Annotated in this window: 21 protein-coding genes; 11 read left to right on the top strand and 10 right to left on the bottom strand. The window is 72.6% G+C overall.

Annotated features, from left to right (window positions below):
* The first annotated feature begins 153 nt into the window (after positions 1-153).
* The 5 genes from ACZ68P_RS14110 (at position 154) to ACZ68P_RS14090 (ending at position 7,215) form a co-directional block, all read left to right on the top strand.
* Positions 154-1,470, top strand: coding sequence for an ABC transporter substrate-binding protein (locus ACZ68P_RS14110; RefSeq protein WP_471005810.1), 1,317 nt, complete (start codon positions 154-156; stop codon positions 1,468-1,470).
* Between the two features lie 255 nt (positions 1,471-1,725).
* A complete protein-coding gene (locus tag ACZ68P_RS14105) occupies positions 1,726-2,730 on the top strand; it encodes a carbohydrate ABC transporter permease (protein WP_471005808.1) in 1,005 nt (334 codons plus the stop codon).
* 4 nt (positions 2,731-2,734) lie between these two features.
* The gene (locus ACZ68P_RS14100) at positions 2,735-3,628 is read left to right on the top strand and encodes a carbohydrate ABC transporter permease (protein WP_471005806.1); all 894 of its coding nucleotides are present in this window, start codon (positions 2,735-2,737) and stop codon (positions 3,626-3,628) included.
* A gap of 99 nt (positions 3,629-3,727) precedes the next feature.
* Positions 3,728-5,170, top strand: a complete 1,443-nt coding sequence (locus ACZ68P_RS14095; RefSeq protein WP_471005805.1) for a GH1 family beta-glucosidase — start codon at positions 3,728-3,730, stop codon at positions 5,168-5,170.
* A gap of 278 nt (positions 5,171-5,448) precedes the next feature.
* Positions 5,449-7,215, top strand: a complete 1,767-nt coding sequence (locus ACZ68P_RS14090) for a VanW family protein (protein WP_471005804.1) — start codon at positions 5,449-5,451, stop codon at positions 7,213-7,215.
* Positions 7,216-7,240: 25 nt separating this feature from the next.
* On the opposite strand, the gene ACZ68P_RS14085 is transcribed toward ACZ68P_RS14090, so the two are convergent.
* The 5 genes from ACZ68P_RS14085 to ACZ68P_RS14065 form a co-directional block, all read right to left on the bottom strand.
* Positions 7,241-9,328 (bottom strand): phosphocholine-specific phospholipase C, encoded by a 2,088-nt coding sequence (locus ACZ68P_RS14085; protein WP_471005803.1) that lies wholly within the window; start codon positions 9,326-9,328, stop codon positions 7,241-7,243.
* Between the two features lie 645 nt (positions 9,329-9,973).
* Positions 9,974-11,407 carry a DEAD/DEAH box helicase gene (locus tag ACZ68P_RS14080; protein WP_471005802.1) on the bottom strand — a complete coding sequence of 478 codons (1,434 nt, stop codon included), beginning with the start codon at positions 11,405-11,407 and terminating at the stop codon, positions 9,974-9,976.
* A 201-nt stretch (positions 11,408-11,608) separates the two neighbouring features.
* Positions 11,609-11,812: a cold-shock protein gene (locus ACZ68P_RS14075; RefSeq protein ID WP_100598391.1), complete on the bottom strand. Its 204-nt coding sequence runs from the start codon at positions 11,810-11,812 to the stop codon at positions 11,609-11,611.
* A gap of 299 nt (positions 11,813-12,111) precedes the next feature.
* A complete protein-coding gene (locus ACZ68P_RS14070) occupies positions 12,112-12,912 on the bottom strand; it encodes a pyridoxamine 5'-phosphate oxidase family protein (RefSeq protein ID WP_471005801.1) in 801 nt (266 codons plus the stop codon).
* Positions 12,909-14,249 (bottom strand): globin domain-containing protein, encoded by a 1,341-nt coding sequence (locus ACZ68P_RS14065; RefSeq protein ID WP_471005799.1) that lies wholly within the window; start codon positions 14,247-14,249, stop codon positions 12,909-12,911. The genes ACZ68P_RS14070 and ACZ68P_RS14065 overlap by 4 nt, the downstream gene beginning before the upstream one ends.
* Positions 14,250-14,713: 464 nt before the next feature.
* On the opposite strand from ACZ68P_RS14065, the gene ACZ68P_RS14060 reads away from it, so the two are divergent.
* Positions 14,714-15,913: a serine hydrolase domain-containing protein gene (locus tag ACZ68P_RS14060; protein ID WP_471005798.1), complete on the top strand. Its 1,200-nt coding sequence runs from the start codon at positions 14,714-14,716 to the stop codon at positions 15,911-15,913.
* 46 nt (positions 15,914-15,959) lie between these two features.
* On the opposite strand, the gene ACZ68P_RS14055 is transcribed toward ACZ68P_RS14060, so the two are convergent.
* The 3 genes from ACZ68P_RS14055 to ACZ68P_RS14045 all read right to left on the bottom strand — a co-directional run bounded on the left by ACZ68P_RS14055 (position 15,960) and on the right by ACZ68P_RS14045 (position 17,088).
* Positions 15,960-16,418 carry a TIGR03618 family F420-dependent PPOX class oxidoreductase gene (locus ACZ68P_RS14055; RefSeq protein WP_471005797.1) on the bottom strand — a complete coding sequence of 153 codons (459 nt, stop codon included), beginning with the start codon at positions 16,416-16,418 and terminating at the stop codon, positions 15,960-15,962.
* A 92-nt stretch (positions 16,419-16,510) separates the two neighbouring features.
* Positions 16,511-16,945 carry an FhaA domain-containing protein gene (locus ACZ68P_RS14050; protein ID WP_471005796.1) on the bottom strand — a complete coding sequence of 145 codons (435 nt, stop codon included), beginning with the start codon at positions 16,943-16,945 and terminating at the stop codon, positions 16,511-16,513.
* Positions 16,942-17,088, bottom strand: a complete 147-nt coding sequence (locus ACZ68P_RS14045) for a hypothetical protein (RefSeq protein ID WP_198942300.1) — start codon at positions 17,086-17,088, stop codon at positions 16,942-16,944. Before ACZ68P_RS14045 ends, ACZ68P_RS14050 begins: the two co-directional genes overlap by 4 nt.
* 98 nt (positions 17,089-17,186) lie before the next feature.
* On the opposite strand from ACZ68P_RS14045, the gene ACZ68P_RS14040 reads away from it, so the two are divergent.
* Both ACZ68P_RS14040 and ACZ68P_RS14035 read left to right on the top strand, forming a co-directional pair.
* Complete coding sequence (locus ACZ68P_RS14040) at positions 17,187-18,026, top strand: N-formylglutamate amidohydrolase (RefSeq protein WP_471005795.1); 840 nt, start codon at positions 17,187-17,189, stop codon at positions 18,024-18,026.
* A gap of 209 nt (positions 18,027-18,235) precedes the next feature.
* Positions 18,236-19,810, top strand: coding sequence for a hypothetical protein (locus ACZ68P_RS14035; protein WP_471005794.1), 1,575 nt, complete (start codon positions 18,236-18,238; stop codon positions 19,808-19,810).
* 125 nt (positions 19,811-19,935) lie between these two features.
* Here the strand turns inward: ACZ68P_RS14035 and ACZ68P_RS14030 are convergent, their stop codons facing one another.
* Positions 19,936-20,739 (bottom strand): GAF domain-containing protein, encoded by an 804-nt coding sequence (locus ACZ68P_RS14030; protein WP_471005793.1) that lies wholly within the window; start codon positions 20,737-20,739, stop codon positions 19,936-19,938.
* Positions 20,740-20,860: 121 nt separating this feature from the next.
* Between ACZ68P_RS14030 and ACZ68P_RS14025 the strand changes: the two genes are divergently transcribed.
* Both ACZ68P_RS14025 and ACZ68P_RS14020 read left to right on the top strand, forming a co-directional pair.
* On the top strand, positions 20,861-21,226 hold the full coding sequence (locus tag ACZ68P_RS14025) for a hypothetical protein (protein WP_471005792.1): 366 nt from the start codon (positions 20,861-20,863) through the stop codon (positions 21,224-21,226).
* A gap of 205 nt (positions 21,227-21,431) precedes the next feature.
* A complete protein-coding gene (locus ACZ68P_RS14020; protein ID WP_471005790.1) occupies positions 21,432-21,989 on the top strand; it encodes an STAS domain-containing protein in 558 nt (185 codons plus the stop codon).
* Between the two features lie 314 nt (positions 21,990-22,303).
* Here the strand turns inward: ACZ68P_RS14020 and ACZ68P_RS14015 are convergent, their stop codons facing one another.
* Positions 22,304-23,389: a branched-chain amino acid aminotransferase gene (locus tag ACZ68P_RS14015; protein WP_471005789.1), complete on the bottom strand. Its 1,086-nt coding sequence runs from the start codon at positions 23,387-23,389 to the stop codon at positions 22,304-22,306.
* Here ACZ68P_RS14015 and ACZ68P_RS14010 point away from each other — a divergent pair.
* Entirely contained in the window at positions 23,285-23,818 is a 534-nt protein-coding gene (locus ACZ68P_RS14010; protein ID WP_471005787.1) for a holo-ACP synthase, read from the top strand. The genes ACZ68P_RS14015 and ACZ68P_RS14010 overlap by 105 nt on opposite strands.
* Positions 23,819-23,837 lie beyond the last annotated feature (19 nt).

Below are 23,837 nucleotides of genomic sequence, written 5' to 3'. Positions count from 1 at the left end.
GCTCCCGCGACCCTATCAAGAGTGGGAGCGCTCCCACGACATCGGAACCGGATCCGCGCATACCTCTTGACACCCACCCCCGTCGGGCCGCAACCTTCCGGCCAGATGGGAGTGGGAGCGCTCCCACCCCCTGCCTTGGACGAGGAGAGTCGCATGCGCATTTCCAGAACGAGAACCGCGATGGTCGCCGGACTCGCGGCCTGCACGGTCCTGCTCACCGGTTGTGGTGACGGAGGTTCCGACGAGGCCTCCGGCGACGGAAAGATCACCCTGCGCATCGGGACGTTCGGTTCCTTCGGGTACGACGACAAGACCGGCGCCAAGCTGTACGCCGAGTACGAGAAGATGCACCCGAACATCAAGATCGTCGAGTCGAACGTCGCCGACGGCCAGAAGTACTGGGACACGCTCAAGCTGCGCCTCTCGCGCAACAGCGGCCTCGCCGACATCCAGGCCCTGGAGGTCGGGTACATCGCGGAGGCCACCGGCCCGGCGATGGCGGGCAAGTGGGCGGACCTCGGAACCGTCGGAGGCGCCGACCTCGCCTCGTTCCTCGACTGGAAGGTCAAGCAGGCCACCACCCCCGACGGCAAGGTCATCGGCCTCGGCACCGACATCGGTCCCATGGCCATCTGCTACAACAAGGACCTCTTCGCCAAGGCCAAGCTGCCCACCGACCGTGCCAAGGTCGCCGAGCTCTGGGCCGGGGACTGGTCGAAGTTCCTCGCGACAGGCAAGACCTACCAGAAGAACGCTCCGGCCGGAACCGCCTTCCACGACTCCGCGAGCGGTCTCTTCAACGCCGTCGTCTCCAGCCAGCCGCTCCAGTACGCCAACACCAAGGGCGAACTGGACTACGAGAACAGCCCCGGCGTGAAGAAGGCCTGGGAGACCGCCGTCGAGGCGGCCACGAGCGGCATCACCGCCAAGCTGCGCCAGTTCGACGAGAAGGGCAGCTGGAACGCCGCGTTCAAGAACAGCAAGTTCGCCACCGTCGCCTGCCCGAGCTGGATGACCGGCATCATCAAGGACCAGGCCGGCGCGGGCAACCAGGGCAAGTGGGACATCGCCTCGCCGCCGGTCGCCGGCAACTGGGGCGGTTCCTTCCTCGCCGTCCCCAAGTCGGGCAAGAACGCCGTGGAGGCGGCGAAGCTGGCCGCCTGGCTGACCGCCCCGGCCCAGCACGCCAAGGTCTTCGGCGTGAACGGCAACATCCCCTCCACCAAAGACACCCTCTCCTCCCCGACCGTGCAGGACGCCAAGCTCCCGTACTTCGGTGACACCCCGGTCGGGAAGATCTACTCGGAGGCGGCGGCCGGCATCACCCCGGCCCCGATCAGCCGCTATGACGGCCAGGTGAAGACCTTCATCACCGACAACGGCATCCTCGACATCGAGCAGCGCGGCACCGACCCGGCGAAGGCCTGGGAGAACGTCAAGAAGCTGGTCGCGGACAAGATCGCGCAGTAGGCGCGGACCGGCCGGACGGCCGCCGACGGGGCGCTCGTCGCCCCGTCGGCGCCGGTCCGGCAGCCCCACGAGCCGCCCGGCGCTCCCCCGTCGGGCGGCCGTCCGGTCGCCCCGGCCCAGGCCGCCTCCTCCTCGCGCCGTCCCGCATCGCGCCCTTTCCCAGCCGCGCCGCCGACACAGGCGCGGCACCCGCGCCCGCAGTACACCCGCACGCAGATCCGCACCGACGTACCGACACCCGAAGGGACGCCCCTCGTGGCCACCTCCGTCCGGGCGGCGGCCGACGGCTCCCCGCCGCCCGCCCCCCGCCCCTCACCCGCCACCCGACCGAAGAGCCCCGAGCCGCCCGGCCGTTGGCGCAGCAGGATGTACCGGTGGGACCTGCGGCTGAGCCCGTACGCCTTCGTCGCCCCCTTCTTCCTCACCTTCGCGGCCTTCGGGCTCTTCCCGCTGCTCTACACCGGCTGGCTCTCGCTCCACCGCGTGGAGCTCGGCGGCGACGCGCAGTGGAAGGGCCTCGACAACTACACCGCCCTCACCGACAGCGAGTTCTTCTGGAACGCGCTCGCCAACACCTTCACCATCGGCGTCGTCTCGACCGTCCCCCAGCTGCTGATGGCCCTGGGCCTGGCGCACCTGCTGAACTACAAGCTGCGTGCCCGCGGCTTCTTCCGGGTCGCGGTCCTCGCCCCGTACGCCACCTCGATCGCGGCGGCGACGCTCGTCTTCGCCCAGCTGTTCAACACCGACTACGGACTCATCAACACCGTGCTCGGCTGGGTCGGTTTCGATCCGGTGGACTGGGAGTCGTCCAAGTGGCCGTCGCAGATCGCCATCTCGACGATCGTGACCTGGCGCTGGACCGGCTACAACGCCCTCATCTACCTGGCCGCGATGCAGGCCGTCCCGCAGGACCTCTACGAGGCCGCGGCGCTCGACGGCGCCTCGCGCTGGCGCCAGTTCCTCAGCGTCACCATCCCCTCCATCCGGCCGACGATCCTCTTCACGATCATCGTCTCCACCATCGGCGCCACCCAGCTCTTCGGCGAGCCGATGATCTTCGGCGGCAGCCTCGGCATCAGCGGCGGCAGCGGCAACCAGTTCCAGACGCTCAGCCTGCTGATGTACGAGAAGGGCTGGGTGACCGGCGCGCTGGGACAGGCGTCCGCCATCGCCTGGGTGATGCTGCTGCTCCTGCTGCTGATCGGAGCCGTCCAGACGCTCGTGTCCCGGGCGAACCGCAAGAAGCTGGGGGCATGACCTCATGACGCACACCCTCGAGAAGACCCGTGAGAAGACCCCTGCGAGGCGCTTCGGACGTTCGGGAGCCGGCCGCCAGCACCACGCAGGCCCGCTGACCTACGTCCTGCTCGGCCTGGCCGCCCTGGTCTCCCTCTTCCCGCTGTACTGGAACCTGGTCGCCGCCTCCCACACGGGCGAGCGGGTGGTCGAGGCCCCCGCGCCGCTGCTGCCGGGCCCCCGCCTCTTCGACAACCTCACCTTCGCCTGGAACCAGGTCGACATGGGCGAGGCGCTGATCAACACCACCGTCGTCGCCGGTCTCGTGGCCCTGTCCACCGTCATGTTCTCCACCCTGGCCGGCTTCGCCTTCGCCAAGCTGCCCTTCAAGGGGCGGGGGGCCATGCTGGCCCTCGTGGTCGCCACCATGACGATCCCGCCGCAGCTCAGCGTGATCCCGCTCTACCGGATCATCACCGACCTGGGCTGGGTCGACCAGCTCCAGTCGGTCGTCCTTCCCTCGCTGGTCGCGGCCTTCGGGGTGTTCTTCATGCGGCAGTACCTCATCGAGGCGCTGCCGGTGGAGCTCGTCGAGGCGGCCCGGATGGACGGGGCGCACAGTCTGCGGATCATCTGGCACGTGGTCTTCCCGGTGGCGCGGCCCGCGATGGCGGTCCTCGGGATGCTCGTCTTCGTGCAGGCGTGGAACGACTTCTTCTGGCCGTTCATCGCGCTGACCCCGGACGGCAACCCCACACTGCAGGTCGCCCTGGCCGGTCTCGGCTCCGGCAACCACACGGTCGACCAGGCCGTGGTGCTGACGGGCGCGCTGATATCGACCGTGCCGCTGCTGCTCGTCTTCGCCGTGCTCGGCAAGCACATCGTCGGCGGCATCACGTCGGGTGCGGTCAAGAACTGACCGCGTTCCGGGCCGTGCGGGCGTCCGTACGGGCCCCCGCGCACCCCTCGCACACGCCCCGCGTCACACCCCACCTCTCTCACTCGGGAGCATCTCCGCATGACCGCGACAGACCCCCGCCCGCTCACCTCGGTCCGCCGGTTCCCCGCCGGATTCCTGTGGGGCACCGCCACCGCCGCCTATCAGATCGAGGGCGCCGCGGCCGAGGACGGCCGCACCCCCTCCATCTGGGACACCTTCTCCCACACGCCGGGAAAGGTGTTCGAGGGCCACACCGGCGACGTGGCGGTCGACCACTACCACCGGTTCCGCGACGACGTGAAGATGATGGCCGACCTGGGCCTGAGCGCCTACCGGTTCTCCATCTCCTGGCCGCGTGTCCAGCCCACCGGCCGCGGCCCCGCCGTCCAGAAGGGCCTGGACTTCTACCGCCGGCTCGTCGACGAGCTGCTCGGTGCCGGCATCGAGCCCGTCGCCACCCTCTACCACTGGGACCTGCCGCAGGACCTGGAGGCCGCGGGTGGCTGGCCCGAGCGGGCGACCGCCGAGCGGTTCGGCGAGTACGCGTCGCTGGTCGGCGGCGCGCTCGGCGACCGCGTCACCCGCTTCACCACGCTCAACGAGCCCTGGTGCAGCGCCTTCCTCGGCTACGGCTCCGGTGTCCACGCCCCGGGCCGTACGGACCCGGCGGCCGCCCTGCGCGCCGCCCACCACCTCAACCTCGGCCACGGCCTCGCCGCCCAGGCGCTGCACGCCGCGCTGCCGGGCCGGGCGCGGGTGTCGATCAGCCTGAACCTCCACGAGGTCCGGCCGCTCACCTCGTCGGCGGCCGACCGCGAGGCGGCCCGCCGGATCGACGCGGTCGGCAACGAGGTCTTCCTCGGACCGCTGCTGGACGGCGCTTACCCGCGGGAGCTGCTCGCCGACACGGCCTCCGTGACGGACTGGTCCTTCGTGCGGGACGGCGACACGGCGACCATCCGGCAGCCGCTGGACTCCCTCGGCATCAACTACTACACGCCGACATTGGTGTCGGCGGTCGCCGACGGGATGGAGAAGCCGCAGGACGACGGGCACGGGTCGAGCGAGCACTCCCCCTGGCCCGCCGCGGACGACGTCGCGTTCCACCAGGCCCCTGGCGAGCGCACGGCGATGGGCTGGGCGGTGGACGCGAGCGGCATGTACGACCTGCTGACCCGCATCTCGGCCCGCTATCCCGGCCTGCCGCTGCTGATCACGGAGAACGGGGCGGCCTACGAGGACGAGGTCGGCGCGGACGGCACCGTCCACGACCCGGACCGGATCTCCTATGTGCACGCCCACCTGGCGGCGGTGCACCGGGCGATCGCCGACGGGGCGGACGTCCGCGGCTACTTCCTGTGGTCGCTCCTGGACAACTTCGAGTGGGCGTACGGCTACGCCAAGCGCTTCGGGGCGGTCCACGTCGACTACGCGACGCAGATCCGTACGCCCAAGTCGAGCGCCCGTTGGTACGCGAGCGTGGCGCGGTCCGGCGAGCTGGTCGATCCGGCGGGCGACTGACCGGCGGATGACCGGCGCGCGGACGGCCGGGGGTCGGGCGCGAGGACGGCCGGCGGCCGCGAACCGGCCCGGGGTGACTGGTCCGGACGGCTGATCCGGGCCGATCAGGACAGGCCGTTCGGGTGGCCCGGCGAAGGGCCGGGGCGCGGGTCCGTGCGAGGCGTGGTGCGCCCGGCGGCGAGGGCATCGGCGCAGGTCAACGAGGTCCGAGGTGCGTCGGGCGATCCGTCGGCGTACCGTCGCGGGTGTATCGGGACCCCGACTGCACGGGAGGGTGTGTGCGTCGCTCCACGACCGGTGAGGCCGCGGCCCCCTCACCCCGCCGCAAGCGTGAGGGCAGGAACCCGGGCAGGAAGACACGCATCGCGGCGACGGTGGCCGGAGCGGCCGTCGTCGCCGCGGGCGGGCTGTACGTCGCGGGGCTCGTCGCCACCGGGGACGACATATCCGAGGGGACGCGCGTCGCCGGCGTGGACATCGGGGGGATGAGCCGGGAGGACGCGCGGGCGACGCTGAAGGCCGCGGCTCCGGCGTCCTGGACGGCTCCGATTCCCGTACGGGTGGGGGACGCGACCGGCAGTGTCGATCCGGCGTCCGCCGGTCTCACCGTCGACGCCGCGAAGACCGCCGAGCGTGCCGCCGATCCCGCGCGCGACCCGGTGACGGTGATCGGCCGCCTCTTCTCCTCCGGGGACCGCGACATCGAGCCGGTCGTCGCCTTCGACGAGGCCGAGGCACGGGCCGAGACGGAGCGGCTGGCGAAGGCCCTCGACCGTACGACGGTCGAGGGCGCCGTCTCGTTCGAGGAGGGCAGGGCGGTCGCGACCCGGCCCCGCGACGGGGTGAAGCTGGACACCGCCGCGGCGGCCGACGCCCTGCGCGCGGCCTATCCGCCCCCCGGCCAGGCCCCGGCGGCCCCCGTGGTGCTGCCCGCGGCGGTCTCGCGGCCCGCGGTCGGCGAGGCCGAGGTCAACCGCTTCATGAAGGAGTTCGCGACGCCGGCCATGTCGGGCCCGGTCACCGTCACCGCCGCGGGCAAGCCCCTGCGGATCGCTCCGGCGACGCTCGGCGACCATCTGAAGGTGAAGGCGGACAAGGGGAAGCTGGCCGCGACGCTCGACGCCGAGGCGCTGATCCGCGACCCGGACGTCGCCCGTCCGCTCGACGCGATCGCGGACGGTCCGGTCGAGGCGGAGCTGGGGGTCCGGGACGGCCGGGTGGTGGTGGAGTCGGACGGACGGCCGGGACACGAGGTGTCCGCCAAGGCGCTGAAGGACGCCGTCCTGCCGCTGCTGCCCAAAACGGGCGCGGCGGCCCGCACGGGACCGGTCGCCACCCGCCTGATCCAGCCGGAGCTCACCGCCGCGGCGGTGGCGAAGCTCGGGATCACGGAGCGGATGTCGACGTTCACGGTCGACTTCCCGACCGCCCCCTACCGGACGACGAACATCGGCCGGGCGGTCGAGCTGATCAACGGCTCGCTCGTGCGGCCCGGCGAGGTGTGGAGTTTCAACCGGACCGTCGGCGAGCGCACCAAGGCCAACGGTTTCGTCGACGGCACGATGATCCTGGACGGGCAGTACCACTCGGCCCCCGGCGGCGGTGTCTCCGCGGTGGCCACCACCGTCTTCAACGCGATCTTCTTCGCGGGCGTCAAGCCGGTCGAGTACGGCGCGCACTCCTTCTACATCGAGCGGTATCCGGCCGGCCGGGAGGCGACGGTCGCCTGGGGCACGCTGGACCTGAAGTTCCGCAACGACTCCGGACACGGCATCTACATCGAGGCGAGTTCCACCGACTCCTCGGTGACCGTCACGTTCTACGGCACCAGGAAGTACGACGCGGTGGAGGCGGTGGAGGGACCCCGGACGAACCTCACGGAGCCGGCCGAGCGGACGGGCACCGGCCCGAAGTGCGAGCCGCAGACGCCGCTGGAGGGCTTCGACATCACCGTCGACCGGGTCTTCCGCGACGGCGGGGCGGAGGTCGGGCGGGAGACGTTCCGCACGCACTACACCCCGCGCGACCGCGTCACCTGCGAGTGAACCGGACCGGGCGGCGCGACCGGACTCACCCGGTGGTGATCCCGGGGTCGCTGAGGCCGGTGGCGCCGGTCTCGACGTGTCCGGCGAAGCGCCGCAGGAAGGCGGCGTCGCCGTCGGAGACGACCGAGACGTCGTACCAGCGCCGGCCGGCCCGCAGGTCCACGCTGTGCCTCACCGTGGCGCCCTTGGCCACCTTGAACGTCTGCGCCCCCCCGCCGTACGCGGCGGCGCGCCTGACGGTCAGGTTGACGTCGGCGGCGCCCGGGTTGGTCATGGTCAGCACCAGGCTGCCGGTGGCCGCGTCGTGCCGGGCCGTCACCTCGGGCCCCGCGGTCCTGCCCGGCCCCTTGAAGCCGCGCAGGAAGCCGTTCGGACCGGTCACCGTCAGGTCGTAGACCCCTTGTGAGTAGGCGGTGTTCCAGGTGTCGGAGATGCTCCTGCCGGGCCCGGCGGTGTACGTCCACGGTCCGTCGGTCCGGCCCCGGGCGGTGACGTAGAAGAAGGCGCCCGCCTTCGCCCCGGCGCCGAAGGCGAGGGTGAAGCGGCCGGTGGACGGCGTGGCCGATCCGTCGACGACCAGCTCGTACGGCAGCGCGCGGGTGGGGCGTGCGCCCGGCTCCTGCGCGGGCAGGGCCGGCTTGGCGGGCGGCTTCGGGACGTAGCTGGGGTGCCGGTCGCCGTCCGGCGGCCGGTAGCCGGTGGTGTCCGGCAGCGCCGTCGGCGCGGTGTCCTCGAGACCGAAGTCGAAGGCCGAGGTCAGATCGCCGCAGATCGCCCTGCGCCAGGGCGAGATGTGCGGCTCGGTGACCCCGAAGCGCCGCTCCATGAAGCGGATGATCGAGGTGTGGTCGAAGACCTCGGAGCAGACGTATCCGCCCTTGCTCCAGGGGGAGACGACCAGCATCGGGACGCGCTGGCCGAGGCCGTAGGCACCGGCGGCGTAGCGGGAGTCGCCGGGGAAGTGGTCGGCCGCCGTGTCGGCGGTGGAGAGTCCCTGCGCGGCCGAGGCCGGCGGGTAGGGGGGCACGACGTGGTCGAAGTAGCCGTCGTTCTCGTCGTAGGTGATGAACAGCGCGGTCCGGCTCCACACGTCGGGGTTGGAGGTCAGCGCGTCGAGGACCTGCGCGATGTACCAGGCGCCGTAGTTCGCGGGCCAGTTGGGGTGTTCGCTGAACGCCTCGGGGGCGGTGATCCAGGAGATCTGCGGCAGCCGGCCGGCCGCCACGTCCGCCCGCAGGACGTCGAAGAGCCCGTCGCCCGCCTTGACGTCGGTGCCGGTTCGGGCCTTGTCGTAGAGCGGGTTGCCGGGCTGGGCGTTGCGGAAGCTGTTGAAGTACAGCAGGGAGTTGTCGCCGTAGTTGCCGCGGTAGGCGTCGTCGATCCAGCCCCAGTGTCCGGCGGCGTTCAGACCGTCGCCGACGTCCTGGTAGATCTTCCAGGAGACGCCTGCCTGCTCCAGGCGTTCGGGGTACGTCGTCCAGCCGTAGCCCAGCTCGTCGTTGCCGAGCACGGGCCCTCCGCCGGTGCGGTCGTTCCCGGTGTATCCCGTCCACATGTAGTAGCGGTTGGGGTCCGTGGCGCCGATGAAGGAGCAGTGGTACGCGTCGCAGACGGTGAACGCGTCGGCGAGGGCGTAGTGGAAGGGGATGTCCTCGCGGGTCAGGTACGCCATGGTGCCCGCGGACTTGGCGGGGATCCACTGGTCGTACCTGCCGTTGTTGAAGGCCTTGTGGCCGCCGGCCCAGTCGTGGTTGAGGCCGGCGATGAACTGCATGCCGAGGTCGTCGGCAGCCGGGTGGTAGGGCAGGACGTCCTTGGCGCCGTCCGGCTGGTACCAGACCGGCTTGCCGCTGGGGAGGGTGATCGGCCGGGGGTCACCGAATCCGCGTACGCCCTTCAGCGCACCGAAGTAGTGGTCGAAGGAACGGTTCTCCTGCATCAGCACGACGATGTGCTCGACGTCGGCGAGCGTGCCGGAGGTCCGGGCGGCGGGGATGGCGGCCGCCCGGGCGATGCTGCCGCCGAGCGCGGCCAGGCCCGCGGTGGAACCGACCGTGGCACCGGCGGTGGCGCCGGCCATCTGGAGGAAGCGGCGCCGATCGAGATCAGTCATGGGTCCGAGCACCTCTGCGGGATGGGGGGCGGTGGTCCGAGCGAGCCCAAGATCAGCGGGTGAGGGGACGGGAGCGTGTCGTCGACGCGTGGGGGCGCGGTACAGGTCGTGAACGCGGGACCACGTGGGCTGCGCACGGCGGGATTCACCGTAGGGGCGAGAGGGCCGGTCGTACCGGGGGTCCGCGAAGAGTCCATGGAGTCGTACGAGAAGTCCATGCCCGCCGCCGGCCGGCTAGGGGGCCTTCTGGGGCCGTCGAGATGGCCATGGACGGAGAGGGGCCCGGGTGTCGTCTCCGCCGGGGAGGGGTCCGGGCCTGCCGACGGCGCGGGGCGGGCCGCGGTTGCCCTGGCGCCGGGCGCCACGGGGCCCGGAGAAGGCACGGCCCAAGCCGCTGGGGACCCTCCGGCGGGGCGCGGTCCGAAGCGCGGACTCCGGCGTCGGGTGCGGCGCGCGAGGCCGGGCGTGACGCGGCGCCTGCGGCCGAGGGCCCCGGCGTCGTACGTCTCCGGGGCGGGGACCCTGTCGTCAGGCGCGACGGGGGGGGAGGGCTCCGGCGTCACGCCGCGCGCGTCAGGGTCTCACGCGCCCCCTCAGGCGTCCGAAGTCGAGGCCCCGGCGTTCAGGGCCGCGGGCCTCCTGCGGTCACGCGCCCCGGCGGACGCGGGCGGCCTTGCGGGCCTCGGCGGTCTGGCGAGCCTCGGCGGCTCGGCGGGACTCGTTCTTGGTGCGGCCGGGGCGCCCGGGAACGGTCCCCATGCCACGGAAGGCGGCGCCCCGCTTGGAGGCGTCCTTGACCGCCGCGTTGCCGCCGACGGGGACGCCGGAGGGGGCCTGGGCGCCGGTGATCCGGCTCAGTTCGGCCTCGCCGGAGCGGACCGGGGTGATCCGGGCCCGGATACCCGCCTCCGACAGGAGACGCGCCACGTCCTTGCGCTGGCTCTGCGTGACGAGGGTGACGACGCTGCCGGACTCGCCGGCGCGTGCCGTCCGGCCGCCGCGGTGCAGGTAGTCCTTGTGGTCGGCGGGCGGGTCGACGTTGACGACGAGGTCGAGCCGGTCGATGTGGATGCCCCGGGCCGCGACGTTCGTCGCGACCAGCACCGTGAGCTCGCCGCTCTTGAACCGCTCAAGCGTGCGGGAGCGCTGCGGCTGCGACTTGCCGCCGTGCAGGGCGGCGGCCCGTACGCCGCTGCCCAGGAGGTGCCGGGTGAACTGGTCGACGGCGTGCTTGGTGTCCAGGAACATGAGCACCCGCCCGTCACGGGCGGCGATCTCCGTCGCCGTGGCCCACTTGTCGGGGCCGTGCACCTGGAGGACGTGGTGGTCCATGGTCGTGACGGCGCCGGCGGACGGGTCGACCGAGTGGACGACGGGGTCCGTGAGGTAGCGGCGGACCAGGAGGTCGACGTTGCGGTCCAGGGTGGCCGAGAACAGCATCCGCTGGCCGTCGGGGCGTACGAGGTCGAGCAGCGCGGTGACCTGCGGCATGAAGCCCATGTCGGCCATCTGGTCGGCCTCGTCCAGGACGGTGACGCCCACCCGGTCCAGGCGGACGTCCTTGCGCTCGACGAGGTCCATGAGGCGGCCCGGGGTGGCGACGAGGACCTCGGCCCCCGTCTTGAGCTCGCCCGCCTGGCGCCCGATGGACAGGCCGCCGACCACCGTGGCCATCCGCAGGCTCAGCGCCCGGGCGTAGGGGGTGAGGGCGTCGGTGACCTGCTGGGCCAGTTCGCGGGTGGGGACGAGGATCAGCGCGAGCGGCTTCTTGGCGTCCGCGCGCTGTCCCGCCGTGCGCGTGAGCAGCGCGAGACCGAAGGCGAGGGTCTTGCCCGAGCCGGTGCGTCCGCGGCCGAGGACGTCACGCCCGGCGAGCGCGTTCGGGAGGGTGGCGGCCTGGATCGGGAAGGGCGTGTCGACACCGAGGTCGGCGAGCGTCTTCAGGAGCGGGGCGGGCAGCTCCATGTCGGCGAAACGGGCCGCCGCGGGGAGGGCCGGGGTCAGGGTCTCCGGAAGGGCGAACTCGTTCGGTCCCGCCGGGCGATTCTCGGCGGAACGGTTCGTGGGCGGAGGGGTCATGGATTCCTTCCTCGACGTGGCGGACAGCGACGGGGGGTCGATCCGGCCACGGGTCGAAATGCAGGGGGATAAACGGCACCCGTGCACAATGCAAGGAAGTCACCGGTGCGACGGAATGGGGCGGAAAGGCCCCGGAAACACCAACGAGCCGGGGCCCTCACCTCGCGGTGGGGGCCCCAGCTGCGTCAGTACGCCTCAACGTCAGGCGGGAACGATGTTCTCCGCCTGCGGGCCCTTCTGGCCCTGCGTGACGTCGAAGTTCACCTTCTGGCCTTCCTGAAGCTCACGGAAGCCCTGGGTGGCGATGTTCGAGTAGTGGGCGAAGACGTCGGGGCCGCCACCCTCCTGCTCGATGAAGCCGAAGCCCTTTTCCGAGTTGAACCACTTCACGGTGCCAGTAGCCATGTCATATCTCCTTCGGGGCACTACCCGGGTCCGCACTGTGCGGATCCCGGCGTCGCCGCGATGATTACCCCGTCCGGAAAAAAGCACCGAAAATACAAAAGTGCCCGACGGGGAAACCGTCCTGGGCACTTGAAGTCTTATGGGAACCACAACTGCAACTGCTATCGACTGTAGCACGGGAAGGTCTTCCGTGTTTCTGAACCGCGCCGGAATATCTGGTGTCGGTACGCCGGCCGCCGTCCGGACGACGGCCGGCCGTCCCCTCGCCGGACGGCGAGGGGACGGCCGGCGGGCTCGGATCAGACCGAGACGTCCCGGCGGAACCAGCCGCTGAACGCCCCGTCACGCGCTTCGGCCGCGCGCTGCTCGGCCCTCGCCAGCACCTTCGACGCCTCCGCGCGCCACGCCGCCGCGTCCGCGCGCGGGGGGGGCAGGAACGGCCCGCGCTCGTCCGCGTCGGCCGCGGCGCCGAAGAAGTCGCCGCCCTTGCGCTTGAAGTCGTCGGTGCCCCACGCGCGGCTGCGGCCCTGGACGGGCATCTTCTGGAGGTGCGGTATGTGCTTGGCGCAGTGGATGTACGCCTCCTCGACCGTGACCTGGACCCACACCTGGGCGCGGCGCCCCGGTACCGGGTCCACGGTCAGGCCGGGGTGGGCCGCGCGCATCTCGTCGTCGGGGACGATCCGCGCCGCGCCGTTCACGTGCAGCCCGACGCGGTCCCGGAGGAAGTCGATCATCAGGATCCCGACGTGCGGGTTCTCCTCGATGTTGCCGAGACTGGCGAGGACGCCGTTGCCGCGGTACTCGGGGTACGCGAGGGTGAGGTCGTCCAGGACCCGGAGGAAGCCGGGCGGGCCGGCCCGGAAGGTGTTGTCGCACTCGCCGTGCCGGTCGGAGGTGGCCAGGAAGAACATCTCCTGGCGCGCCACGAACTCCCGCATCCTGTCGTTGAGCCGGTCGAGGACCTGCTCGGCGTAGAACTTGTCGGCGCGTTCGGTCGTCCCCATGCGCTGCTGGACGTGGTGCTCGCCCTCGCTGCCGGGGCGCGTCGTCCGTACGGCCGCGGCCGCCTGCGGGCCGGCCTGTTCGAATGTGCTCAATTCCTTGCTCCGACCAGTTCCTCGATGGAGTCGTGCCGTATGCGGTGGGACGGGATGCCGATGCCGACGAGGGTGTCGACGCTGCGGCGGATCATGGCCGGGGGGCCCGAGAGATAGGCGTCGTAGGTGTGCCAGGGGCCGTACTGACTGACGGCGTCGGGGAGTTGGCCGCACAGGTCGCCGCCCGGGCCGTCGTCGACGACGGGGCGGACCGAGAGCCAGGGGTGCGACTGCTGCATGCGGAGCATCGTGTCGATGTCGTACAGGTCGTGGTCGCGGCGGGCCCCGTAGAAGACCTGGACGGGCCGGCGGCGGCCGTGCTCGACCACGTCCTCGATGAGCGCCTTGATGGGCGCGATGCCGGTGCCGCCGCCCAGGCACAGCAGCCCGTTGTCGGTGCTGTGGTCCACGGTCATGGAGCCGGCGGGGGAACCGAGGCGGATGACGTCGCCCGGACGGGCCCGGTGGACGAGGGCGTTGGAGACCCACCCGGCCGGGACCGCCTTGACGTGGAAGGAGAGCAGTCCGTCCGAGCGGGGGGCGGAGGCGAAGGAGTAGTGCCGCCACACGCGCGGCCACCACGGCGTCTCCAGGGCCGCGTACTGCCCGGCGCGGAAGGGATAGGGCTGCCCGGGCCGTACGGTCACCACCGCTATGTCGGAGGTGCGCATCTCGTGCGCGACGACCTCGGCGTCCCACCAGGCGGGGGCGCGCAGTTCGTCCTCGGCGGCCGCGTCGATCATGATCTGCGAGATGGCGGTGTAGGCGCCCACCCAGGCCGCCTCGGTCTCGGGACTCCAGCTCAGCGGGGCGTGGTGCGCGAGGGCGCCGAGGAGGGCCTCGCCGACCGCCGGGTAGTGCTCGGGCCGGGTGCCGTACTTGCGGTGTCCGCGGCCGAGATGGGACAGGTACGTCGTGAGGGTGGGGGTGTCGTCGACGTGTCTCGCCGCGGTGAGCAACGCCTGGAAGAGGCGGTCGCGCTGGGCGTCCATCGCGGCGGGAAAGAGGTTCCGCAGCTCGGGATGGCGCAGGAAGAGCAGCGCGTAGAAATACGACGTGACCTTGTCCGCGATCGGCTCGATCTCGGCCATCGTGCGGCGGATGAGGACGGCTTCGGGCGAAACGTCACTGCTGGGACCGCCGGAGCCGCTGGGACCGCCGGAGCCGGTGAGACCGCCCGGGCCTCGGCTCGCCGGCCCGTCGGCGCCGGGAACGCCGGGCGTGCCCGGACCGCCGGCCGTGGGGCCTTCTTCCCTCCGATTCCCCTGCCCCGCCGCGGTCGTATTCCTGTTCGGACTTGGACTGAACCAGCCCCCGCCCCCACTGCTGCCGTCCATCGGTGTGCCTCGCCTCGAACGTCTTTCGGTCGCTCTTCGCGGGCTCGACCCTACCCCGCCCGCCGAAATCCATGACTGCGCTCCGCGGGCTTCCGGAAACGCCGCGTTGGCCCGGTTGTCCGTGCTTCACGCACCTGGGAACCCCTCCTGAAAGGGAAGTTACCAACGGGTTCGACGGATGACACGAGTCGCCTGCTTTGTTTCCTCACGTCGACGGTCGACGGAAAGCCCGAACACCCATCCGAACTCCGCATTTTCTTCACCTCTCCTCTTCACTTTCCGCCGCATCCATTTCCGCGGGTAACAGCGAGAGGGGCGGACTCCCCGCGCCTCGGGCCGGGCGGTGGCCCGCATGGCTCCGAAGGGGTGGACTCGCCGCGACGCTTCGCGGACCGGGCCACCCCCGGGGGTTCCGGGTGGTGACCTGGCCGTTCTGGCCCCGACCCCGGAAGAGGCGCCCCGCCATGCGACGTACACCCCACCGCCGTCTCTTCGCCGCGGCCCTGCTCGTGGCGTCCGTACTGGCCCCGGTGGCGGTGGCGCCCGCCACCGCCGTCCACGCCGTGGACGTCGACGGGCCCGGCCGGGACGACGGCCGGCCGGACGGACTCGGCCCGGAGCTCACCGCGCGGCTGGACAAGGCCATCGAGGACGTCCGGCGACAGGCCGGCATCCCCGGCGTCGTCGTCGGCCTGTGGATGCCGGGCAAGGGAAGCTACGTCCGCGCGAGCGGCGTCGCCGACACCGCCACCGGCAAGCCGATGACCACCGACACGCACATCCGGATCGGCAGCGAGACCAAGACCTTCACGGTCACCGCGCTGCTCGAACTCATCGACGACGGCCTGGTCCGGCTGGACGACCCGATCTCCACCTACATCCGGGGCGTGCCGAACGGGGACGCCATCACGCTGCGCCACCTCGCCGGGATGCGCAGCGGCCTGTTCTCGTACACCGCCGACGCGGACTTCACCAAGGACCTGGAGGGCGACCCGACCCGCCCGTTCACTCCCTACGAGGTGCTGTCGTACGCCTTCCGGCACGCCAACACCTTCGCTCCCGGCGCGCAGTTCCAGTACTCCAACACCAACCTCGTCCTGCTGGGCCTGGTGATCGAGAAGGTCACCGGCGCGAAGCTCGCCCACTTCGTCCACGACCGGGTGCTCCGCCCGGCCGGTCTGCGCCACACGCTGTTCCCGAAGGGTGCCGAGTTCCCCGAGCCGCACCCACGCGGTTACACGGATCAGACCCCGAGCGGCGCGATCGCGGACGCCACGAACTGGGACCCGGGCTGGGCCTGGGCCGCCGGGGCGATGATCTCGGACCTGCGGGACCTCCACCGGTGGGCCAGGGTCGTCGCCACGGGCACGCTGCTGAGCCCGGCGACCCAGCGGGAACGGCTCACGACGCTGCCGACCGGCTTCCCCGGCACCAGTTACGGCCTCGGCATCCTGGAGACCGGCGGGTGGATCGGGCACAACGGCTCGATCCCCGGGTACGAGAGCGTGACGGTCTACCTCCCGTCCCGGAAGGCGACCCTGGTGCTCATGCTCAACACCGACGTCTTCTCCCGGGGCCAGGAACCCTCCACGCTCCTCGCCCGGGCCATCACCGAGATCGCGACCCCGGAGAACGTCTACGACCGCCCGGTCCCGCCGCGCTGACGAGCTCTCGGCTCGTCGTCGCCCGGACACCGCCTCGGGCACCGCGTCAGGACGTCACGTCCAGCGCGGTGCCGTAGAGCCGGCGGACCTTGAGGCGGATGACGACCCGGCGCTCGGCGACCTGCTGCTCCAGGAAGGACAGCTCGTCGACCGGCCGGGCGTCCGGGGGGATCATCGACAGCAGCTCCCGGCCGACGGCGTCGCCCGGGGCCGTGGTGGGTGCGGTGGCCTCCGCCTCCCCTTCGGCGACGGCGAAGGACCACACGTCGGGGCCCTGCACGTGCAGGCTCGCCTGCGGGGCCCGGCGCACATGACCCACCTTGACCCGGTCCGCCGTGGTGGAGAAGCGCAGGACGCGCTCCTGTGGATCCCAGGCGTAGAGCATGGTGGTCAGGTGCGGGTGGCCCTCCCGTTTGACCGTGGCGAGCGTGCCGAAGCGGCCGGCGCTCAGCAGGGCGGAGAGGGCTTCGTCCGTCAGGGGGCGGGGAGCTGGTCCTTGAGTCATGACCGCTCCAACTCCCTTCGCCGGGCAGGCATTCCGCCGCCCGGCCCCGCCGGTGGACGAGAGGGCGGCGAGCGACTGGGCGCCAGGTCCGTTCAGTGCTCGGCCGGGAAGGCGTCGGCCCGCACATGGGGCATGGGGCTGCTGCTCACCCGGTACGGCTCGTCGGGCGGCCGCTCCGCCGGGGTGACGCGGACGGTCAGGGGCCCCGCCCACTCGTACCCCTTCCGCTCTCCGTGACGGGCCAGGTCGTCCGTCAGGGCCTCCCCCACGTCACGTCGGCCGCGGCGCATCAACTCCTCGTGCACCCGGGCGTCCAGTTCGACCTCGTAGGCGTTCGGCACGACCACTCTGGTCTCGCTGCACACCACGGCGTGGTCGTCGCACTCGTGGTGCAGGGCCTCGACCAACTCGACGTGCTCGCGGTGGCGGACCTTGGAGAGCAGGCCGTCCTGCCAGCGTTCCAGGGCTCGTTCCCATCGGGAGAGCCCTTCGCCCGCCGCGTGCCTGCCCTCCGGCCTCGCCTTCACCGGCGCCCGCGCAGCCGCCCGAGCAGCCTGCGCGCCTGCTCGCGCTTGCGCGGGTCGGCCGCGGCCCGCCGGGCCGACGCGATCGTGCGCTGACCCTGCGGGCTGCGGGTGAACTGCTTGATACGAGTGATCAGTCCGGACATGGGTTCCTCCTCTGGGCCGTGTACCGTCCGCCTACCCGGGGATGCCGCGACGATGTCCGGGACACCTCACCCGTACGCGAAACACCGCGAGGAATCAGATGACCGACACCTCTTCCTCCTCTCCTGCCTCTCCTTCCTCTTCCTCCTCCGTCTCCCCTGCCTTCCGGCTCCTGCCGGGCGCGCCCGACTCCCCCGTGATCCTCCACGTGCCGCACTCCTCCCGGGTCGTCCCGGCGGACGTCCGCGCCGGGATCACGCTCGACGACGCGGCCCTGACGCGGGAGTTGGACCACATCACCGACGCGTACACCGCGGAGATCGCCGCCGGGGCGGCCGAGGCCGCGCCCCTCACTCCCTGGCGGTTCGTCAACGGGCTCTCCCGTCTGGTCGTCGACCCGGAGCGGTTCCCCGACGAGCGCGAGGAGATGCTGGCGGTCGGCATGGGCGCCGTCTACACCCGGACCACCCACCGCGAGGAGCTGCGCCCGGACGGCTTCGACGGGCAGCCGCTGATCGAGCGCTACTTCCACCCCTACGCGCGGGCCGTGACCGACGCCGTCGCGGAGCGGCTGGAGGCGGTCGGGCGGGCGGTGATCCTGGACGTGCACTCGTACCCGGCCGAAGCCCTGCCGTACGAACTCCACGGCGACGGGCCCCGCCCGCCGGTCTGCCTGGGCACCGACCCCTTCCACACCCCCGGCCCGCTGCTCGACGCCGCCCGCCGGGCGTTCGCCGGCTTCGGCGGCACGGAGGCGGACAGCCCGTTCGCGGGCACGTACGTGCCTCTGCGGTACTACGGGAAGGCGCCGGAGGTCAGCGCGCTGATGGTCGAGATCCGGCGCGACCTCTCCATGGACGGGCCGGGGGGCGCCGCCGGGCCCGGGGTCGACGCGCTGGCGGGGGCGCTGGCCGGCCTCGTCGCGTGGGCGTCCGGCTGAGCGGCGCGGCGGATCCGTTCCGAGGGGCGGGGCGACCCCTGAGGACCGGCCGGAGCGTCCTTGTCGCCCCGTCGGCTTAGCAGGGCCGTTCCCGGATGGCGCAGTGTCGCGAATTGCGCACTAGTTGTACTCAAGTGTGCGCCTTCTGGTGCGTCACGAGACAGCCACGGTGGACACCTACCGGATGTTCCACGAACGGAGCCCGCGACATGACCCCCGTACCCTTCAACAGCAATCCGGCGGAAGACGACGCAGAACGGACCGCCGGTCCCGCCCCCGCGCCGGACCCCGTGTTCGCCGTCCCTCCGCACCCGGCTCCCAGCGCGCAGCTCACCCCCGCCATGCCGACCCGGCCGCCGGCCATGCCGACCCGGCCGCCGAGCGTCCCGGTCGTGGCCGCCGCTCCGGTCGGCCCGGCGCCTCCCTACGAAGCCCCATGGCGGACGACCGAGCCGCCCCGGCCGACGACGGCGCCCCAGGTGCCGGCCGTCAAGACGCTGGAACCGGCGCCGGCGCCCAAGGCCCCGGAACCGTCGGTGGTCCTGAGGCGGGAGCAGACCTCGGAGACCCGGGAGCCCGAGGCCCGGGCGCCGGAGCCCGAGGCCCCGAAGCCCGAGCCCGCGGCGAAGGCGCCCGAACCCGAGCCCGCGGCGGCCGAGTCCGAGCCTGCGGCGGTCAAGCCGGAGCCCGAGGTGAGGACGCCGGAGCCCGTGGCGGCCACGCCGGAGTCCGAGGCTCCGAAGCCCGAGCCCGAGGTGAAGGAGGGGCCCGCGCCCTCGGCGGTCCCGGTGACGGACCCGGTGGCCGTCTCGTCGGCGCCGAAGCACACCGACGCCGACGACGAGGCGATACACACCCTCCTGTGGACGGCGGCGACCGAGCGTCCGGTGGCGGAGGTCGCCTCGCTGGTCGCCCGGCTGAAGGAGACGGGCGAACTGTCCAGCCCCGGCGACGTCGCGCTCCGCGCGGCCGCGGTCTCCCGCCCCCTGGAGGAGGTCCGGCAGCTGGTCGCGCTGCTCAACGCGTCGGGGTACGACCTCCATCAGGCGGAGACGACCCTGCGCGCGGCGGCCGTGGGCCGGCCGATCGAGGACGTGGTGCAGCTCGTGAGCATCCTGGGCACGGACAGCAGTGACTGGCGCTCTCCCAGCGGCTCGGAGGCCAGGGAGCGCCCGGCCCCGGCGGTGGCGGCGCCGGTCCCGCAGGAGGACCACCCGGCGCCCGGCAGGGACCCGGTCCCGGTCATCGCCCCCGCCCAGAAGCAGCCGAAGCAGCCGAAGCGGTCCAGGCAAACGAAGCAGCCGAAGCAGCCGCGGGACGGATCGGCGCTGTGGCCGAAGGCACTGGACGGCGCGCTGGCCGCGGGTCCCGGCAGCCACACCTCCACACCGGGCCTGCGTTCGGGGCTCCGCTGGCCCGCGGCGATCGCGCTGTTCGCCTGCGGTCTCATCCATCTGCCGACGGATCTCGCCGCTCTCGGCGCGTCCGGCTACGCGGGCACGCTGTCGGTGACGGTCGCCGTCCTGTGCCTGGTGTTCGCCGTCTGGATCGCGGTCCGCGACACGCTGGGCGTCTGGGCCGCCTCGGCGGGACTCGCCGTCGGCGTCATCGCGCTTCACGCGCTCGCGAGTGCCCGCACCGTCGATCTGCTGACCAGCAGTCTCGGCTCCACCTTCGCCTGGGCCAAGGCCGTGGCGGTGCTCAGCGCGGCGGCCGTGGTCGCACTGGCCGGCTCGGCCGTCGTGCGCCATACGAAGGCGACGAGCGCGCCGGACAGCGCCTGACGCGCCGACGGGGGCGCGCCCCGCGCTCCCCCGCCCGCACAACCCCGCCCGGACAGCACCCGCTGTTCGGGCGGGGTGCAGTCGCGTCCGGTGTGCCTCCTCCTGCGCCGGTCAGCGGGGAGCACTCACGCCGTCGAGGGGCGCTCCCCCTGCCGGGGAGCGGGCGGCGGAGCGGCGGGGCCCGACGCCGGGCCGATCGCTCCGGCCTGGAGCCGGTGGGCGTGCGAGGGCTGCAGCACGGTGTCCGCGACGTCGAGCAGCGACAGGCCGTCGCGCACGCTCACCTCCTGGAGCCAGGCGAGGCCCTCGGCCGCCGCGCAGTCCTCGCGGGCGGCCACGTAGTCGGCGGCCTGGTGGATGCGCTCCCAGCGCGCGGCGCGGGTGTCGGTCGTCCACACCGGCCTGCCCCGGTCGGAGCTGGCGTGCACGGCCCGCCAGCGCAGCAGGGCCTCCAGGGCGACGTCGGCGGCGCGCTGCGCGTGGCTGATGCCGGTCGCGGTGAGCGGCGCGTGCTCGGTGTAGTAGAGGCAGATCACCCCGATCGGCGTGTCCCGGACGTGCAGCGGAAGGGCCAGCGCGTGCCGGGCGTCCACGAGCCCGTCGGCCGGGTCGTGGCCGGTGGGGCACGGGTGGTCCGGCGCCTCGGGGACGTCGGGGACGAAGACCGGCCGCATCTCGAGGGCGGCACTTACCGACGGGCCGTCCGCTCGGGTGAACTGCGCCGCCTCGGCCCGCAGGGCCGACTCGTCGGTGGCGTGCAGGAGCTGCCAGTGCTCCACGCGCGGCAGCAGGGACAGGGTCGCCCGCTGGGCTCCCAGCGACCGGGTGAACGCGGCACAGAGCCGGTTCGGCAGGGCGCGTCTCCCGACGGCAGCGGCGACCGAGACGTCGTGCACGATCGATGGTGGTGCCTCCGGCGTGCTCCTCATCCCCTTCGTCTACCACTCTGGCGGAATCTCATGTGTCCTCCATCGATCCCGTTCGTCCCCACCGCGTACGCCGCGGGCGCGCACCGGACATCAGGGGGCCCGTGCCGGGTAGGCGTGACGTATGACTCGTCACGCGAGCAGTCGACAGGGCCGGGAAGCACTGGTGGGCACCAGGGAGTACGCCGCCGTGGTCGTGGCCCGGAACCGGCTGGGCGCCCGGGCCGAGACGGTGGACTCCCCGTCGCCCCAGTTCACCAGCGGCGCGGCAGCGGCGTACCGATGGGCCCTCGGCGGCGCGGAGCGCTCGCCGGTCACCGGGAGCGGCAGTGCCGAAGGCGGCCCCGGGCTTCCGGCCCTCACCGCGGAGGTGGACGCGGCCGTGGTGCAGATGGAGGACCCCACCAGCGCGGCGGGGCCGCGGGACTACCACCGGGGCGTGCACGACGCCCTGGCGTGGGTGTGCGGGCACAGCAACGAGGCTCCATGACCCGCCCGGTCTCCCCCCGTCCGGCCCGACCCCGCCTCACCCGCCCCGCCCATGCCCGCCCCTGGATGAACCCGCGTACCGGTGGACGAAGGCGGAAGCGGTAGGCCGGCGGATCCTGAGCGTCGTCCGCTCGACCGGACGACGGAGGGGTTCCTCCAAGACAGGGATCCGCCCTGCTCGCAGGGGTGAACGGCCCGCGTGCCTCGTGTCCTCGCAAGGGAGGCGGAGTGTTGATGGGGGCGTGAGTACCACAAACGGAACGAGCCCGATACTGCCCGGAACGACCCAGCCCGAGCCGGATCCCTCGACGGCGACCGGAGCGACGGCTCCGGCGGGTGCGGACACCGCACCGGACGACATAATCGTCCACTCCTGCACCACTCGCGGCCACACCACCCTGGTCGTCCACCTGGCGGGCGAAATCGACCGCTTCAGCGCCGGGCCCCTGCGGGCGATGCTCGCCTCGGCCGCCGCGGACGGCTACCGCTCGCTTGTCCTGGACACCTCCCGCGTCACGTTCTGCGATTCGGGATTCCTCGACGTGCTGGACCGGTGGATGCGCCGCGGCCTGCGGCTCCGAATGGAGCCGCCGTCCCCCGCAGTCCGGCGTCTTCTGTGCGCCGTGGCCCTGTTGCGCGCCGGTCGTCCGCCCCGGAGCGGACGAGGTCGCTCCGGGGCACCACGGCGGGATGGGCCGGCCCCCGTGGCGACGCCCCCGCGCCGGAGGTGGGCGGTCGCGCCGAGCACCGCGGGGATGTCATGACCTTCGCGCTGCTGACCTGCGCGCCGATGGCGGGGGCGGTTCTCCTGCTGCTCTGGAAGCCTCGCGAGGTCCCTCGCGAAGACATCGACCGGCCGTCTTCGGCCGCGGCCCGACCGGCCGCCCCCCGGCGCCGGGTCGTGATCCGCCGCCACCGTCCCCCACTCCTCTGCGGCCGGGCCTGAGCCATGGCGCGACGCCCGACGTGAAGCCTGGTGTGACGCCCCGGCCGGTCTCGGCCGGGGCGCCGCCGGGCGCCCGCTCGGCGCGTGAGGCGGGCGTCCGGGGCGTGAGGCAGCCGCCCGGGGCGTGAGGCCTCAGACCAGGCGGCGCATCCAGCCGTGCGGGTCGGCGGCCCGGCCGAACTGGATGTCCACGAGCCGGTTGCGCAGGCGCATGGTCACGGAGTCCTCGGCGCCCGTGTCCGGCGCGAGCGCCTCACCGTCGTTCCAGACCAGCCGCCCGACGGGCGTCACCACGGCTCCGGTGCCGCAGGCGAACACCTCCCGGATGGCCCCGGTCCGCACACCCTCCTGCCATTCGGTGATCTCGATCGGCCGTTCCTCCACCTCGAGCCCGATCTCCTTGGCGAGGGAGAGGATGGAGGCGCGCGTGACACCCTCCAGGATGGTGCCGAGCTCCGGGGTGACCAGGCGGCCGTCGTTCGTGACGAAGTACAGGTTCATGCCGCCGAGCTCCTCGACGTAGCGGCCCTCGGTCGCGTCGAGGAAGCAGACCTGGTCGCAGCCGTGCTCGGCGGCCTCCCGCATCGGCGCCAGGCTCGCCGCGTAGTTGCCGCCGCACTTGGCGGCGCCGGTCCCGCCGCGCCCCGCGCGGGTGTAGTCCGTCGACAGCCAGATCGACACCGGCTTCACTCCGCCGGAGAAGTACGAGCCGACCGGCGAGGCGATGACCATGTAGGTCACCTCGGCGGCGGGCCGCACGCCGAGGAACGGCTCGGACGCGAACATGAACGGCCGCAGGTACAGGCTCTGTTCGCCTTCGCCCGGCACCCACGCCTGGTCGGCGCGGACGAGTTCGCGCACCGAGTCGAGGAACGCGGAGAGGGGCAGCTCGGGGAGGGCCAGGCGCCGCGCGGAGCGGATGAACCGCTCACCGTTGACCTCTGGGCGGAACGTCCAGACGGAGCCGTCCGGGTGACGGTAGGCCTTCATGCCCTCGAAGATCTCCTGCGCGTAGTGCAGGACCGCCGCGGCGGGATGCATCGGGATGGGAGCGAACGGCACCACCGCGGCGTCACTCCAGCCGCCTTCCGCCGTCCATACCGCTCGGGCCATGTGGTCCGTGAAGTACTGGCCGAACCGGGGGTCCGCGAGGATCTCGGCGCGCCGGTCGGGGCTCAGCGGAGCGGGGTTGGGCTGAAGCGTGAACCGCAGACTCATCGCGGGACCCTCTCGGTCGGCGCTCTGGAAGCGTACGTGCTCCATCATGGAGTGACGGTTCGGCACCCTATCCGCCCATCTGTTGACGGAGCAAGAAGTTGGATCTTGACGCGGAGCACGGGCGGACGGAGGGCGTACGGGCCGCCGCGGAGACCGACGACGTCCTCTCGGCGGTCGCCAGGGCGGGTGCGGGTCTGGTCGGCAGGCCGGGCCAAGGAGGCGGTGCTCAAGGCGCTGGGGGCGGGCCTCAGCGGCTCGCCCCTGACCGGCATCGAGGTGCTCCGTGCGCCGTCCGGCAGCCCGTCCCTCAGGTTGACGGGCCGGGCGGAGGCCCTGGCCGGGGACGCGGGGGTGCGGTCCTGGCTGATCACCCTCACCCACGGCCGGACCCTGGCGCACGCCTTCGCGGCGGGTCTCGCGGGCCCCTGAGACGCCCCTCCACCACGAG

The sequence above is a fragment of the Streptomyces sp. NPDC036822 genome (assembly GCF_055609145.1).
This window is presented reverse-complemented; position numbering and strand designations above follow the sequence as displayed.

Bases quoted from the DNA above. Each gene is read 5' to 3' on its own strand.
- ACZ68P_RS14110 (WP_471005810.1), top strand. From the start codon at position 154: ATGCGCATTTCCAGAACGAGAACCGCGATGGTCGCCGGACTCGCGGCC.
- ACZ68P_RS14100 (WP_471005806.1), top strand. From the start codon at position 2,735: ATGACGCACACCCTCGAGAAGACCCGTGAGAAGACCCCTGCGAGGCGC.
- ACZ68P_RS14095 (WP_471005805.1), top strand. From the start codon at position 3,728: ATGACCGCGACAGACCCCCGCCCGCTCACCTCGGTCCGCCGGTTCCCC.
- ACZ68P_RS14085 (WP_471005803.1), bottom strand. From the start codon at position 9,328: ATGACTGATCTCGATCGGCGCCGCTTCCTCCAGATGGCCGGCGCCACC.
- ACZ68P_RS14080 (WP_471005802.1), bottom strand. From the start codon at position 11,407: ATGACCCCTCCGCCCACGAACCGTTCCGCCGAGAATCGCCCGGCGGGA.
- ACZ68P_RS14075 (WP_100598391.1), bottom strand. From the start codon at position 11,812: ATGGCTACTGGCACCGTGAAGTGGTTCAACTCGGAAAAGGGCTTCGGC.
- ACZ68P_RS14065 (WP_471005799.1), bottom strand. From the start codon at position 14,249: ATGGACGGCAGCAGTGGGGGCGGGGGCTGGTTCAGTCCAAGTCCGAAC.
- ACZ68P_RS14060 (WP_471005798.1), top strand. From the start codon at position 14,714: ATGCGACGTACACCCCACCGCCGTCTCTTCGCCGCGGCCCTGCTCGTG.
- ACZ68P_RS14055 (WP_471005797.1), bottom strand. From the start codon at position 16,418: ATGACTCAAGGACCAGCTCCCCGCCCCCTGACGGACGAAGCCCTCTCC.
- ACZ68P_RS14045 (WP_198942300.1), bottom strand. From the start codon at position 17,088: ATGTCCGGACTGATCACTCGTATCAAGCAGTTCACCCGCAGCCCGCAG.
- ACZ68P_RS14040 (WP_471005795.1), top strand. From the start codon at position 17,187: ATGACCGACACCTCTTCCTCCTCTCCTGCCTCTCCTTCCTCTTCCTCC.
- ACZ68P_RS14035 (WP_471005794.1), top strand. From the start codon at position 18,236: ATGACCCCCGTACCCTTCAACAGCAATCCGGCGGAAGACGACGCAGAA.
- ACZ68P_RS14030 (WP_471005793.1), bottom strand. From the start codon at position 20,739: ATGAGGAGCACGCCGGAGGCACCACCATCGATCGTGCACGACGTCTCG.
- ACZ68P_RS14025 (WP_471005792.1), top strand. From the start codon at position 20,861: ATGACTCGTCACGCGAGCAGTCGACAGGGCCGGGAAGCACTGGTGGGC.
- ACZ68P_RS14015 (WP_471005789.1), bottom strand. From the start codon at position 23,389: ATGAGTCTGCGGTTCACGCTTCAGCCCAACCCCGCTCCGCTGAGCCCC.